The 14028-nt window shown below is 62.5% G+C and carries 12 protein-coding genes; 10 read left to right on the forward strand and 2 right to left on the reverse strand.

Features of this window, described 5'->3' with window-relative positions:
• Positions 1 to 12: 12 nt before the first annotated feature.
• From AOA14_RS06470 to AOA14_RS06480, 3 genes are all read left to right on the forward strand, one after another.
• Complete coding sequence (locus AOA14_RS06470) at positions 13 to 489, forward strand: YybH family protein (protein WP_037553291.1); 477 nt, start codon at positions 13 to 15, stop codon at positions 487 to 489.
• Between the two features lie 264 nt (positions 490 to 753).
• On the forward strand, positions 754 to 1347 hold the full coding sequence (locus AOA14_RS06475; protein WP_223181176.1) for a c-type cytochrome: 594 nt from the start codon (positions 754 to 756) through the stop codon (positions 1345 to 1347).
• Positions 1348 to 1532: 185 nt separating this feature from the next.
• Positions 1533 to 2810 (forward strand): type II restriction enzyme NmeDI-related protein, encoded by a 1278-nt coding sequence (locus AOA14_RS06480; RefSeq protein ID WP_037553287.1) that lies wholly within the window; start codon positions 1533 to 1535, stop codon positions 2808 to 2810.
• Between the two features lie 307 nt (positions 2811 to 3117).
• Here AOA14_RS06480 and AOA14_RS06485 read toward each other — a convergent pair whose 3' ends face one another.
• Both AOA14_RS06485 and AOA14_RS06495 read right to left on the reverse strand, forming a co-directional pair.
• A complete protein-coding gene (locus tag AOA14_RS06485; RefSeq protein WP_058806630.1) occupies positions 3118 to 5178 on the reverse strand; it encodes a TonB-dependent receptor in 2061 nt (686 codons plus the stop codon).
• Between the two features lie 696 nt (positions 5179 to 5874).
• Positions 5875 to 6273: a MerR family transcriptional regulator gene (locus AOA14_RS06495; RefSeq protein ID WP_003046425.1), complete on the reverse strand. Its 399-nt coding sequence runs from the start codon at positions 6271 to 6273 to the stop codon at positions 5875 to 5877.
• Between the two features lie 80 nt (positions 6274 to 6353).
• Here AOA14_RS06495 and AOA14_RS06500 point away from each other — a divergent pair, with 80 nt between their 5' ends.
• The 7 genes from AOA14_RS06500 (at position 6354) to AOA14_RS06530 (ending at position 13983) form a co-directional block, all read left to right on the forward strand.
• A complete protein-coding gene (locus AOA14_RS06500) occupies positions 6354 to 7175 on the forward strand; it encodes a MauE/DoxX family redox-associated membrane protein (RefSeq protein ID WP_003046430.1) in 822 nt (273 codons plus the stop codon).
• A 102-nt stretch (positions 7176 to 7277) separates the two neighbouring features.
• The gene (locus tag AOA14_RS06505) at positions 7278 to 7640 is read left to right on the forward strand and encodes a hypothetical protein (RefSeq protein ID WP_003046437.1); all 363 of its coding nucleotides are present in this window, start codon (positions 7278 to 7280) and stop codon (positions 7638 to 7640) included.
• 64 nt (positions 7641 to 7704) lie between these two features.
• Complete coding sequence (locus AOA14_RS06510) at positions 7705 to 7971, forward strand: hypothetical protein (protein WP_003046439.1); 267 nt, start codon at positions 7705 to 7707, stop codon at positions 7969 to 7971.
• A gap of 66 nt (positions 7972 to 8037) precedes the next feature.
• Positions 8038 to 9264, forward strand: coding sequence for a TolC family protein (locus tag AOA14_RS06515; RefSeq protein WP_003046442.1), 1227 nt, complete (start codon positions 8038 to 8040; stop codon positions 9262 to 9264).
• Positions 9261 to 10487, forward strand: coding sequence for an efflux RND transporter periplasmic adaptor subunit (locus AOA14_RS06520; RefSeq protein ID WP_003046445.1), 1227 nt, complete (start codon positions 9261 to 9263; stop codon positions 10485 to 10487). Before AOA14_RS06515 ends, AOA14_RS06520 begins: the two co-directional genes overlap by 4 nt.
• Positions 10484 to 13618: an efflux RND transporter permease subunit gene (locus AOA14_RS06525; protein WP_037553279.1), complete on the forward strand. Its 3135-nt coding sequence runs from the start codon at positions 10484 to 10486 to the stop codon at positions 13616 to 13618. Before AOA14_RS06520 ends, AOA14_RS06525 begins: the two co-directional genes overlap by 4 nt.
• Positions 13615 to 13983 (forward strand): copper-binding protein, encoded by a 369-nt coding sequence (locus tag AOA14_RS06530; protein ID WP_003046451.1) that lies wholly within the window; start codon positions 13615 to 13617, stop codon positions 13981 to 13983. The genes AOA14_RS06525 and AOA14_RS06530 overlap by 4 nt, the downstream gene beginning before the upstream one ends.
• Positions 13984 to 14028 lie beyond the last annotated feature (45 nt).

A 14028-nucleotide genomic window follows, 5' to 3' on the forward strand; every position in this document is an offset into this window, starting at 1 on the left:
AGGGGAAATGATATGAGACGACTGACGATTACAGCAATCGCATTGGCCATGCTGGTGGCCGTCCCGGCTCAGGCGACCGAGCCTGCGGATTTTCAGGGCGCGGCGGCAGCGCTCGCGCAGTATAAATCGGCGATGGAGAAACTGGACCTGACCGGCGTCGAGGCCCTCTTTTCGCCAGACGCCCAGATATTCGAATCCGGCGGCGTTGAAGGGAATTTCGCCCACTATCGCGACCATCACCTGGGTCCCGAACTCAAGGAATTCAAATCCTTCACCTTCCGCAATTACAAGATTTCGGTTCGCGGCGAAGGAAATATCGCGATCGCAACCGAGACCTACAGCTTCTCGATTGTGCTCGCGAGCGGCGAGACCATCGAACGGGATGGCGTCGCTACGAGTGTCCTCAAACAGGACAACGGAAAGTGGCAGATCTTCAATCTCCACAGCTCCTCACGCAAGCCGAAGGTGCGACCGGCGGGTGGCAGCTGAGCGGGCAAAAAAGGGGCTAGTCCTCACGATCTCTCCGAACCCACACCTAGCAGGACGCATGAGCCCGAGCGGGTGTGGGCACCCTGAAATGGCTCGTCGCGGCAAGTACGGAAACGCCTGCCTCGTCTGTGACAAGGGCAAAGCTGTTGGGGTGCGTATCATCTGTTGAACAGCCGCCGCATTGCGTTCGGCTGCAAAGCTCAAGGCCTGTTATGCGGGAGATAGATAATGGAGCGATTTCGAACTTTCGATTTCCGAAAGCATATGCCGAGCGTGACGTTCACGCTGCTGGCGGTGGCCCTGATAGCGGGCGCGGGTGCGATCACCGTCTATCTCGGCCTATATAATATAGCGGCCGATGCCCCCCATAACCGGCTGACTTACAGCGTCATCGAAACATTCAGGGAGAAGTCCATCGCAGCGCGATCCGGATCGATCGCGGTGCCGGCAGATTTGGCGGCTCCGGCGCGGATCGCGTCGGGCGCAGGTCTCTATACCGAGATGTGCAGCGGCTGCCATCTCGCGCCCGGGATGGAAAAGACCGAAATGAGTCAAGGGCTGTATCCGCAAGCGCCCGTCTTGTTCAAAGGTTCGGAACGTTCGGCTGCGGAGCAATTCTGGATCATCAAGCATGGCATCAAGATGACCGCCATGCCGGCCTGGGGGAAAACGCATGATGATCGTCTCATCTGGGATATGGTCGCGTTTGTCCGAAAACTCCCTGGCCTGTCGCCGGCACAATATCAGGCTATTACGCAGAATGCGCCAATGGACCATGACGCGATGATGAAGGGCATGACAGAGGCGGAAGGCGCGAGTCAGAAACCAAGCGGAGCGGGCGAACACGCAGGGCACTGAGGTCGTCGACAATTATGCAGCGCCGGGCGTGAACGGGCTCGTTTCGACCTTCCATTCCCGCCCACCTTGCCGGTGGGACGGAAGGTTTCGCCTTTCGCTAAGGGCCGAATCGAGCGAACTGTCTTGGCCGGCAAGCCGCAGGTGGAAAACAGCAATTCGGAATGGATCAAGCGGGGGCTATAAACATGAAGCGCGACCTTGTTCGCGAACTGATCGAGCGCTGGCGCGGCGATTCCGGCTCGACCTATCAAAGCTGGTTCCTGTGGGAGGAGCGACTGAAGAATTTTCGGTCGATCAGAAGAGGCATCTCGCAGGTCGTCGCCGAAATTGAGGCCGGCACCTTCGGAGCGGCATATCGGGGCTCGTCATTGGAGATCATTGTTCATTCAATCGCCGAGCAACGACAGATTTTCAAAGGTGCGGATCATGCTTTCTTGTGGAAGCCCAAACTCCGAATCCCGGACATCTACGAGAACGCCGACAATCAACGAGCTTTTGGCAGACTTCTTCACCATTGCTCCTGTTGCGATACCGCCGAGGAGGTCGTCGCCGGGATCCTCGCAATCGATAGACAGAAGATCAAGGGGTTGGGTCCTGCGGTGGCCAACATTCTCTATTTTCTGCATCCCACTCTTGTGCCTCCGTTCAATACGGCAATCGTAAAGGGCTACAACGCGCTAACGGGTGCGAATGTGAAGCTTGGCAGTTGGGAGCATTTTCTCGCGATGCGCGCGGGCATTCTGGATCTCAACGATCGCTACCGGGATCTTCTTTCCAACGATTTGGGGGCGATAGGAGGGCTGCTGTTCGATATCGGATCGGGACGGTTTCCAGCCCCACCGCTCAGCGGTTCGAGCGAAAATGCGCGCGATTGGATGGCCTTGCTGAATGAAACGCGCTCACAGTCCGACAAGTTCGATAAGGGGCTTGCAAATCAGAAAGAGACCGACCGGACGCATAGCGAAGTCCAATCCTGGCTTCGGGACCTCGGGCTTGCACTTGGATATGACGTCTGGGTAGCGGCAAATGACCGGGGGCGCCTTCATGAGGGTGTGCCGCTCGGGTCTCGATGCCTCGATAGCTTGCCGCATGCCATCGCAACCGCTCAAGGAAGCGATGCCATAAGACTGATCGACATCTTATGGCTCGAGCAATCGACGGCTACGGTCGCGGCGGCATTCGAAGTGGAGCATTCGACATCCATTTATTCCGGAATTGTCCGCATGCTTGATCTCGCGCTGAGCAGCGAGAATCTTCATTTGTCGACGCCACTTTTCCTGGTTGCACCCGATGCGCGAGAAGCCGATGTCCGCGCTCAGCTCCGACGCCCGGCTTTCAGCCGGATCGGTGATCTCGACATTTCCTACCTGCCCTACGCCGAGCTCGAACAGAACAGGGTCGCCATTGCCCGCTTCGGTACGGGCCTGAAGGCGATCAAGGCGATCTCCCATCCATTGCCGTGAGGCAGCCGACGACGCGTAGGCCTCCGAAAGCAGTTGGTCTTTGCATCCTCGCGGCGTCACAGGGAAAGCCGGGCATCGAAATCGCGCGCGCTACCGACGTTCAGGATGGGACTAGCCCGTATCTGTTCGTGCCATCTTACTGCCCGGCTCATCGTGCCATCAGCAGGGCCGTTCAAGTAACGGCGCCGGTGAGAACAGGGACATATCATGTCCTGCGTTCAGAGGAAGTATTCCCCCCGGGCGCAAGCGCCCAGGGGGACCGACGACCGTAGGGGAGTCGCCGGGGGACCTCGCAGGACGAGGAACCTCAGAAAAAGTAGCGCAGCTGCAGTCCATACTGGCGCGGCTCGCCGTAGATGTAGAGCGGAAGAGTAGGGTTCGAGACACCCGTCGCGTCCGTCCCGATCGTACTATAGCTCACATAGCGCTCGTTGGTGAGATTTCGGCCATAAAGCGCAATTTCCCACGCTTCGCTCGCCGGCTGCCATGTGACACGCCCATTTATAAGGGTCGTGGCGTTTCCGGAAAAAAGCGGATTGTTGCTGGGCTTGAAAAAGACGCTGTCGCGCCAGGAGATATCGGTCCGTAATGTCAGCATTCCGCCGCCCAGGGAGGCCTTATATTCTCCGCCGAAAGTGATGTTCCACTTCGGCGCGTTCGGCAGCCGCTTGCCCTTGAGGCTTGCGCCGACGTCGTCAAAATAGACATCGTAGCGCGCATCGAGATAAGCGATCGTGGATGTAAGCGTCAGGCGATCGAACGGCCGTGCCATCAGTTCCGCTTCAACGCCCTTGATCGTCGCCTTGCCGGCGTTGGTGGTACTGGCAACGCCATTATTATACTCGACCACCTGAAGATTGGTGTAATCATAATAGAAGGCGGAAAAATTAGCTCGAAGCCGGCGATCGAGGAGCGTCGACTTCAGGCCGACTTCGTAGCTCCAGACATACTCCGGGAGGAAAGGCCGCCCGTCTCCCAGCTGGAATCCACCCGATTTGAACCCGCGGGTTGCCGACGCATAAGCCATGACGTCATCGGCAAGGTCGTAATCGATCCCAATTTTCGGAGTCCAGGCGGTCCAGGATGATTTGGGCTGACCGGCATCGACCTGATTTCCGTTCAGCAGGACACGATATCCGAAATCCTTTTTTTCGTATGAGTATCGAAGCCCTCCGGTCAATCGCAGGCGGTCGATGAGTTCGTAGCTTGCTTGTCCGAAGAGCGCGAATGCATTCGTCGTATTGTTTTCCGGGATCGCGAGCCGACGACCCGGTTCGATGATCCGTATTTCGTCGTTGCCCTTTTCATTCAGATAGAATGCTCCGACGATCCAGCGCAGCTTGTCCGCATCGTTGTTGAGAAGTTGGAACTCTTGCGTGAAACTGCGGGAACGTTCGTAAAATTCGATATCGCGGAGGAAGAGGTCAGTCGAGTCAACGTCGAGCGCCTGGACGACCTTGCTCTTGCGCAGCGCCGTAATCGAGCGGAGCGTGACCGGGCCGCCGTCCCAGTTCATGGTCGAGGACACGCCCCAGGCATCGACATCGTAACGCGGCAGGCGGTCGAGTGCGGCCTCTTTGTCATTGGCCGGGATCGTCGCCCCCGCATCGACGAAGCCTTGCGGATAAAAGGGCCGAACAGACCGCGCGCCGGTCTCGCGATCACGGCTGGCATCCGCCCGCAACACGATCTCAAGACGGTCGCTCGCGTCAATCGCAAGCGTCAGTCGTCCAGCGAGATTATCTTCGTTTTGGTATCGCCGTCCCGAGACGACGTCGCGGTAGATGCCGTCGCGCTGGTTGGCAAGCAAGGTGAGGCGGCCTCGGACGCCCGCTCCAAGCGGTCCAGAAATCGTGCCGCTCAGCGAGCGCTTCTCGTAATTTCCGACGGTGAGCCCCAGCGCGCCAGTCAAATCCTCCGTAGGCATTTTGGAAATGATGTTGAGTGTGCCGCCGGCGGAGTTGCGACCGAAGAGAACGCCTTGCGGTCCGCGCAGCACCTCGATGCGTTCGACGTCGAACAAATCCTGATAGCTTGTGGTCGGGCGCGAGATGTAGACGCCGTCATAATGGACTGTCGTGCTGGGGTCGGTCGCAACGCCGAACGCCGAGGTGCCAATTCCACGAATATTGATGATCGCCATGGAATCGTTGGTGATCGACACGCCCGGCACAAAAAATTGGAGGTCTTCGACGTTTGATATGCCCGTTGCCGTAAGCGCCTCGCCGGTCATCGCTGTCACCGAGACGGGAACGGACTGCAGATTTTCCTCGCGCTTCTCCGCCGTTACGATGATCTCGGCGAGGCCGTCCGACTGGGCTTCCTGAGCCTGCGCGGGAAACGCGACCGCCACCGCAATCGCCGCCATCGAGCTTCGCTGCATTGCGCGCTTCGTCGACGAATAACAGTATAATTTGTTCATTATGCTTCCCCTGTTTCGAAGAACTGCCCTTTCGCGCAGCCCAAATGAGTTTCGGGGAAGTCGAGGACAAAAACATGCATGCCCGGAAACCGCTGCTTACGGCTTCCGAGTTCAAGCACCCAACATCCCCTACTGACATTGATTACGCACCAGAACGACTCATCCCTCAAAAATGGTTCGGGCGACGTAAAACCATTGGAATTGGGCTCCCCGATTTGTTCAGATCGCCAGGATGAAGTTGATCCGGAACGCCCAAAGGCTCCTACCTTCATCCAGAAGCGGCGCTTTTCGCTTCTGCCCCTCGTCGGAGCCTTGGTCGGCGCCGTGCACGTGACGCAATCGCTCGCTTGACCCTATGGTCAGGTCTTCCCCGTGGAAGCCTATTTGTTCGCTCTGATGCCGGTCCTAGCCGCGGAGATTCGATGGCGCCTGACCCAGGCACTTCGGACGGCCGTCGCAACTCCGGACGCGGCAGCGGCGAGACCTGCGGCTGCGATCCGCGCTAGCCTTCTGCTCGATGTCGCAGCCGGAATTACCATCCCATCGCTTGTAGCCGGGATGCTGGAACCATTTGCGACCGATTGACACCAGTTGGGAGGTGAGACCGGCCGTCAGCACCATCCGCCGCCAAGGCCAGTCGGGCTAGACCTGCTCGAACGCCGCTATGATCGGGCAGTGGAGCGTGTCGGCGGCAGCGCATTGGCGCGACAGGCCCATGAGCGCGCGCCGCGCCGCATCGAGTTCGGCGATCGTCTTTTCGATCGCCGCGATGCGCGCATCGGCCAGTTCGCGCGCTCGCGCGCGATCGCTCGACGCGTCGAGTTCGAGCAGTTCGGCGATCTCGGTGAGCGTAAATCCCGCTGCTTGTGCCGATTTGATGAAGCGCAGACGGCGCAGAACCGCCTCGTCGTAACGCCGGACTCGGCCTTCCGACGGGGCGCTGGCCGACTGAGGCGGAACGGGCAACAGGCCGCGGCGTTGGTAATAGCGGATCGTCTCGACATTGACGCCGCCCTGCCGGGCAAGCTGGCCGATGGTCATGTCACGCAAGGCCTTGACTCCGTACTATGGTACGGAGCCTATATAGCGGGAAGCGATCGGGAATCAAGAAAGGCGAATCGATGAATATGCAGGTTCAGCGCGCGAACGAAAGCGCGCCAGCGCACACTGGTGCGGCGGTTTCGGGCAAGCCGCGGGCGACCATCTATCGCATGGTGATGGAGCAGCATATCTGCCCCTATGGCCTGAAGGCGCTGCATCTGTTGCGCAGCCGCGGCTATGACGTCGAGGATGTCTGGCTGACGACCCGCGAGGAAACCGACGCATTCAAGGCGAAACATGGCGTCGCGACGACGCCGCAGACCTTCATCGAAGGCGAGCGGATCGGCGGTCTTGACGATCTGAGGCGCCATCTCGGTCTGAAAGTCCGCGATCCTAAGGCGCTTACCTATAAGCCCGTCATCGCGCTCTTCTCTATCACCGCGCTGATGGCGCTGGCCGCCAGCCAAGCGGTGTCGGGCACGCCCTTCACAATCCGTGCCGCCGAATGGTTTATCGGGTTCAGCATGGCGTTGCTTGCCTTCCTCAAGCTCCGCGACATCGAGAGCTTCTCGAGCATGTTCCTGAACTATGACTTGCTCGCCAAACGCTGGGTACCCTATGCTACCATCTATCCCTTTGCGGAGGGTCTTGCCGGCATCCTGATGATTTCTGGCGCGCTGAACTGGATATCGATTCCGGTGGCGCTGTTCATCGGGATCATCGGCGCCGTGTCGGTGTTCAAGGCGGTGTATATCGACAAGCGCGAACTCAAATGCGCCTGCGTCGGCGGCGACAGCAATGTGCCGCTGGGTTTCATCTCACTGACCGAAAATCTGATGATGATCGCCATGGCGCTGTGGATGCTGGTCGCGCCCGCCGCCATGACAATGGGCCATTCTTAACGGGTCCGGCGTAACCACGACGGGACAGTCGGCGAACAAGTGAGCGGGATCTCCACCCCGGTTTAGATTGACGCCAAGTTTGACAAGGATCATGCTTCGACCGTGAAACGCTGGCTCACCTTTCTACTTCTTGTCGGAGCCTTACTCGGCCTTCTGGCGCAGGAGACCGCATTCGCCTCGGCGCCCGCGCTCCCGTCGGCCGAGACGGCGTTCGCGGCGGCGATGAGCGACGAATGCGCGGAGATGATGGGGATTAAAAAATCCCAGAAGAGCGCTCCGTGCAAGGGCCTCACGCTCGACTGCATCGCCAAGATGGGCTGCGCGCTACCGCCCGCCGTCGTCTCTCCGGCTACCCCCCTTGCCGAAAAGACATTTGTCGCCGGCTCTTTCGATCCGCTTCCTGTCCGGCGCCTCGCCGGAAGAACATTCGGCCCCGAACCCGACCCGCCCCTATTTCTTGCCTGAATTGCCGACGCGCACCGGCTCGTCCCGGCGCGCGGTTTCACGCTTTTCAATCAAGGAATTCAACATGAAACCGTTTTTTGCCGTTGCCGCGCTCGCGGCAGCAACGCTTGCCGCTCCCGTCCTCGCCCAAGAACCGTCCGGCGGCCATCATGAATGGCAGACCCGCCAGGTGCCAGGGCCGAACAAGTCCAATACCACCTCGCGAGTCCGCGTCTGGGTCAAGGACAAGCCGGGACAGATGGCGCATTGCGACTGCGACATGATGAAGGTGAGTCCGGCGGACTGCATGAAGAATATGTCCGGCGACCAAAGGATGCCCCCGCAAGGGTAACGGTCTTTCTTCCCCGGCGTACAGACGCCGGGGAGGCTTTCGCCCAGTCCACAGCAGGGGGACATCATGCGCCCATATTTTACGGCAGCCTTGCTTGCGCTGCCCTCGGCTCTTCACGCCGAGCCGATGACGCTCGATTCGGCGCTCAGCCGAGCAGCATCGGAGGCACCCGAACTGCAAAGCCGCGAAGCGGGCGTCGACGCCGCCCAATCGGCGGCGATCGCCGCCGACCGGCTGCCCGACCCGAAACTCAATATCGTCCTCCAGGATTTCCCGGTGACCGGACCCGACGCGGGCCGGTTCAATCGCGACGATTTCACGATGCAGGTCATCGGCGTCAGCCAGGATTTTCCGAACCCCGCCAAACGCCGCGCGCGCGCGACCCGCGCGCAGGCCGACATTGGAATCGCCCGCGCCGACGAAGCGGTCACCGCGCAGGACATCAGGCTCGCGACCGCGCTCGCCTGGGTCGATCTCTATTATGCCAAGAAGGAGCTGAAGGAACTCGACCTGCTCGATAGCGGCCTCGAGGACCTTCAATCGACCGTGACGGCGCGGCTTGCCAGCGGTGCGGCGCGCCCGGCGCAGGCGCTCGAACCCGATCAGCTTCGCGCCGCGATCAACGATCGCCGCAGCGCGCTCGCCGCCGAGATCGCCCGCGCCCGCGCGCAGCTCGCCCGCTTCACCGGCGACCCCGCCGCCGACACGCTCGGCGACTTGCCGCCGCAGTCGATCGACGAACAAGGATTGCGCGCCGGCATCGACGCCCTGCCAAAGCTCAGAGCACTCGATGCCCGCGCCCTCGCCGCCGACGCCGAGACCGGTCTCGCACGCGCCGACAAGCGACCCGACTGGAGCGTCAACGCGGCCTATGGGCGCCGCGAGCCCAATTACGGTGATCTCGTCACGGTCGGGGTCACCGTCGACCTGCCCTTCTTCTCGAAAAAGCGGCAGGACCCCAAGATCGCCGCGCGCGCCAGCGAGGCGATGCGCGCCCGGCTCGACCGCGAGGCTGCCAAGCGCGACATCGCGGCAGCGCTCGACGCCGATCTCGCCGATCACCGCATGCATCATGAGCAGCTCGCCAATGCACGTACGCGGCTCGTGCCGCTCGCGAAGAAGCGCGCCGAGCTCGATCTTGCAAGCTACGCCGCCGGAAAGCTCGACCTCGGGACCGCGCTCCTGTCGACTCTCGCGCTTGCCGAGGCCGAAGTCGATGCGCTGGCGCGCGAAGCCGAGGTCGCGCGCGACGCGATCCGGATCAATTATATTTATGGGGAGGCAGGTCGATGACCGATGCAACATCAGCGGCGCGCTGGCGCGTCGCAATCCTGGCCACGGTGCTGATCGCGGGCGGCGGCGGTTATTGGTTGGGACAGAGCGGCAAGAGCGATGCACCAACCGAGACGGCAAGCGGCGGGCGCAAGATCCTCTACTATTATGATCCGATGTTCCCGAACCAGAAGTTCGACAAGCCCGGCAAGTCGCCCTTCATGGACATGCAGCTCGAGCCCAAATATGCCGACGAGGGTGGCGGCGCGGCGCCCGGCGTGTCGATTGACCCGTCGGCGCGTCAGAGCCTCGGCATAAGAGTGGTCGCGGCCGAAATGGGGAGCCTTGCCGCAACCTTCGACGTCAACGGCAGTATCGATTTCAACCAGCGCGATGTCGCGATCGTCCAGGCGCGCTCGGGCGGCTTCGTCGAACGCGTCTATCGCCTCGCGCCTGGCGATGTCATCGGCGCCGGTGCGCCGATCGCCGAATTGCAATTGCCTGAATGGGGCAGCGCCCAGACCGAATATCTGAGCGTCAAGAAGCTCGGCAAACCTGAACTCACGGCGGCCGCGCGGCAGCGGCTGCGGCTGATGGGCATGCCCGAAGGCGTGATCGCCGAGGTCGACCGGAGCGGACGGACCGGCGGCAGACTGACGGTGCGCGCGCCGATCGGCGGCGTGGTCCAGACGCTCAATGCCCGTGCAGGCGTGACTCTCGCCTCGGGGCAGACACTTGCCGAAATCTCGGGACTTGGAACGGTGTGGCTCAATGCCGCGCTCCCCGAAGCGCAGGCCGGACTGGTGAAGATCGGCCAACCTGCCACCGCGAACCTCACCGCCTTTCCCGGCGAGGCTTTTACCGGGCGGGTCGTCGCGATCCTGCCGACCGCAGCGGCGGACAGCCGGACGCTGACAGTGCGCATCGAGCTCGCCAACCGCGGCGGTCGCCTACGCCCCGGCATGTTCGCCGTCGTCGCGCTCGGCGGGGACGCCAAGCCAACGCTGCTGGTGCCAAGCGAAGCGGTGATCCGCACCGGCACGCGCAGCATCGTGATGCTCGAGAAGGGCGACGGACGCTACCATCCCGCCGAAGTGGTCGCCGGACGCGAAGGCGGCGGCAAGACCGAGATATTGCGAGGGCTCGCCCCCGGCGAGAAGGTCGTCGCGTCGGGCCAGTTCCTGCTCGATTCCGAGGCGAGCCTGACCGGTCTCACGGTTCGTCCGCTGGAGCCAGCGCAATGATCGCACGCATTATTCGCGCCTCGGTCGCGGCGCGCGGGCTTGTCGTCGCTTCGGCGCTGATCCTGACCTTGCTCGGGATCGCCGCGGTGCGCACGACTCCGGTCGACGCCCTGCCCGACCTGTCGGACGTCCAGGTCATCGTCCGCACCAGCTATGCGGGACAGGCACCGCGGATCGTCGAGGACCAGGTCACCTATCCGATCACGACGACGATGCTCTCGGTGCCGGGCGCGCGCGTGGTGCGCGGCTACAGCTTCGTCGGCGACAGCTTCGTCTATGTCCTGTTCGACGACGGCACCGATCCCTATTGGGCGCGCAGCCGCGTGCTCGAATATCTGAGCCAGGTGCAAAGCCGTCTCCCCGAGGGCGCGCGCGCGAGCATCGGTCCCGACGCGACCGGGGTTGGCTGGATCTATGAATATGCGCTCGTCGACAAAAGCGGCCGCCACGATCTTGCCGAACTCCGCAGTCTTCAGGACTGGTTCCTCCGCTTCGAGCTTAAATCGGTTCCCGGCGTCGCCGAGGTCGCGAGCATCGGCGGCATGGTGCGCCAGTATCAGATCATCGTCGATCCGCAGAAGCTCGCCGCGTTCGGGGTGACTGCAACCGACGTCGCCGACGCCCTCAAGCGCGCCAACCAGGAAAGCGGCGGCGGCTCCCTAGAACTCGCTGAGGCTGAATATATCGTCCGCGCGAGCGGCTATCTGGAGTCGCTCGACGACTTCCGCGCCGTCCCGATCCGCACCGCCGCGGGCGGACTCCCGGTAACGGTCGGCGATGTCGCGACGGTGCAGATCGGTCCCGACACAAGGCGGGGCATCGCCGAACTCAACGGCGAGGGCGAAGTCGCGGGCGGCGTGATCGTCATGCGCGAGGGCAAGAATGCCCGCGAAGTCATCGACGGCGTGCGCACCAAGCTCGCCGAGCTCAAGCGCAGCCTGCCGCCCGGGGTCGAGATCATCACCACTTATGACCGCTCGGGGTTGATCGACCGCGCGGTCGACAATCTTACCTCGAAGCTCGTCGAAGAGTTCATCATCGTCGGGCTCGTCTGCGCGCTCTTCCTCTGGCACGCGCGCTCGGCACTGGTCGCGATCCTGACGCTGCCGCTCGGCATCCTCATCGCCTTCATCGTGATGCGGCTGCAGGGACTCAACGCCAATATATTGTCGCTCGGCGGCATCGCCATCGCGGTCGGTGCGATGGTCGACGCTGCGGTGGTGATGATCGAAAATGCCCATAAGCATCTCGAACATTGGGAGCGCGATCATCCGGGCGAGGAACTGAAAGGCGCCGAACGCTGGCGCGTCATCACCGACGCCGCCGCCGAGGTTGGGCCCGCCCTCTTCCTCAGCCTCCTCATCATCACCTTCTCCTTCCTCCCCATCTTCACGCTCGAAGGCCAGGAGGGACGGCTCTTCTCGCCGCTCGCCTTCACCAAAACCTATGCGATGGCGGCCGCCGCGATCCTCTCGATCACGCTCATCCCGGTGCTGATGGGCTGGCTGATCCGCGGTAAGATACCCGCCGAACAGAGTAATCCGGTCAACCGCTGGCTGACCCGCATCTATCGCCCGGCACTCGACTGGGTGCTCGAACGGCCGAAAAAAGCGCTCGTGATCGCCGGCCTCGTCTTCGCCACCAGCCTGTGGCCGATGACCCAGATCGGCGGCGAGTTCATGCCGCAGATGCACGAAGGCGACCTCCTTTACATGCCCTCGGCGCTACCCGGCATCTCGGCCGCAAGGGCATCGAGCCTGCTCCAGCAGACGGACCGACTGATCAAGACCGTGCCCGAGGTCGAGAGCGTGTTCGGCAAGGCGGGGCGGGCCGACAGCGCGACCGACCCCGCGCCGCTCGAGATGTTCGAGACGACGATCCGCTTCAAGCCGAAGGACCGTTGGCGCCCCGGCATGACCGAGGAGAAATTGATCGAGGAGCTCGACGCGCGGGTCCGGGTTCCGGGGCTCGCCAATTTCTGGATTCCCCCGATCCGCAATCGCATCGACATGCTTGCGACCGGGATCAAGAGCCCGGTCGGCATCAAGGTCGCGGGCTCGGATCTTGCCGGGATCGATCGCACCGCCAAGCGCATCGAAGCGGTCGTCAAGACCGTACCCGGCGTAGCGTCGGCGCTGGCCGAGCGGCTGACTGGTGGGCGCTATATCGATGTCGACATCGATCGCGCCGCCGCAGCACGCTACGGCCTCAATGTCGCCGACGTGCAAGCGATCGTCTCGGGCGCGATCGGCGGCGAGACGATCGGCCAGACGGTCGAGGGGCTCGCCCGCTATCCGATCAGCGTCCGCTACCCGCGCGAGCTGCGCGACAGTATCGGCGAGCTCGCGAGCCTTCCGGTCCTGACGCCGTCGCGCCAGCAGATCACGCTCGGCACGGTGGCCAGAGTCAAGGTCAGCGACGGGCCGCCGATGCTGCGCAGCGAGAATGGCCGCCCGGTGACCTGGATCTACGTCGACAGCCGCGGCCGCGATTTGCAGGGCCTCGTGCAGGACATCCAGCGGGCGATCGCGCGCGATGTCGATCTGCCGCCCGGCGTCAGCGTTTCCTACACCGGGCAGTTCGAGTTCCTCGTTCGTGCGACCGAGCGGATGAAGGTCGTCGTGCCGGTCACGCTCGCGATCATCTTCCTGCTGCTCTACCTGACCTTCCGCCGCTGGGACGAGGCGCTGCTCATCATGGCGACCCTGCCCTTTGCGCTCACCGGCGGGCTCTGGCTCCTCTATCTGCTTGGCTATAACCAGTCGGTCGCGAGCGCGGTCGGGTTCATCGCGCTTGCGGGCGTTGCCGCCGAGTTCGGGGTCGTCATGCTCATCTATCTCAAGCATGCGCTCGCCGATCGCAGCGACGGCCACATATTGGCCGCGGTTCGCGAAGGCGCGCTGCTCCGCGTCCGCCCGAAGGCGATGACCGTTGCGGTTATCCTCGCGGGCCTGTTCCCGATCCTCGTCGGGACCGGCACCGGCTCCGAAGTGATGAGCCGCATCGCCGCGCCGATGATCGGCGGCATGCTCACCGCGCCGCTGCTGTCGATGCTTATCATTCCCGCCGCCTATCTGCTGATGCGAAGGCGTGCGGCTCATCCCGTCCAACCCGAAGGAGAAACGACATGAATAAACTCACTGCGATTACGCTCAGCCTTGCGCTCGGCGCTGGACTTGTCGCCTGCGGCAAGCAAGGCGAAGCACCGAAGACGGAAGAAAAGGCCGCGATGGCCGATGACACAGGGACCATGGCGGCCCCGGCCGAAACGAAGCATGGCAAGGGCACGGCGACCGTGACCGCGATCGATACGGCAAAAGGCCAGGTCACGCTCGATCATGGCGCGATCGCCGAACTCGAATGGCCGCCGATGACGATGGGTTTTGCGGCGAAACCCGAGCTGCTGAAGGACATCAAGGTCGGCGACAAGGTCGCGTTCGAGCTCAATTGGGACGGCAAGGCCGGGACGATCACCAAGCTCGACAAGGCGCCGTAACGCGCCGCCATTGCGCGCGGTGGCCCTAGTTGCCGCGCGCAATGG

Source organism: Sphingopyxis terrae subsp. terrae NBRC 15098, assembly GCF_001610975.1.
GTDB lineage: Bacteria > Pseudomonadota > Alphaproteobacteria > Sphingomonadales > Sphingomonadaceae > Sphingopyxis > Sphingopyxis terrae_A.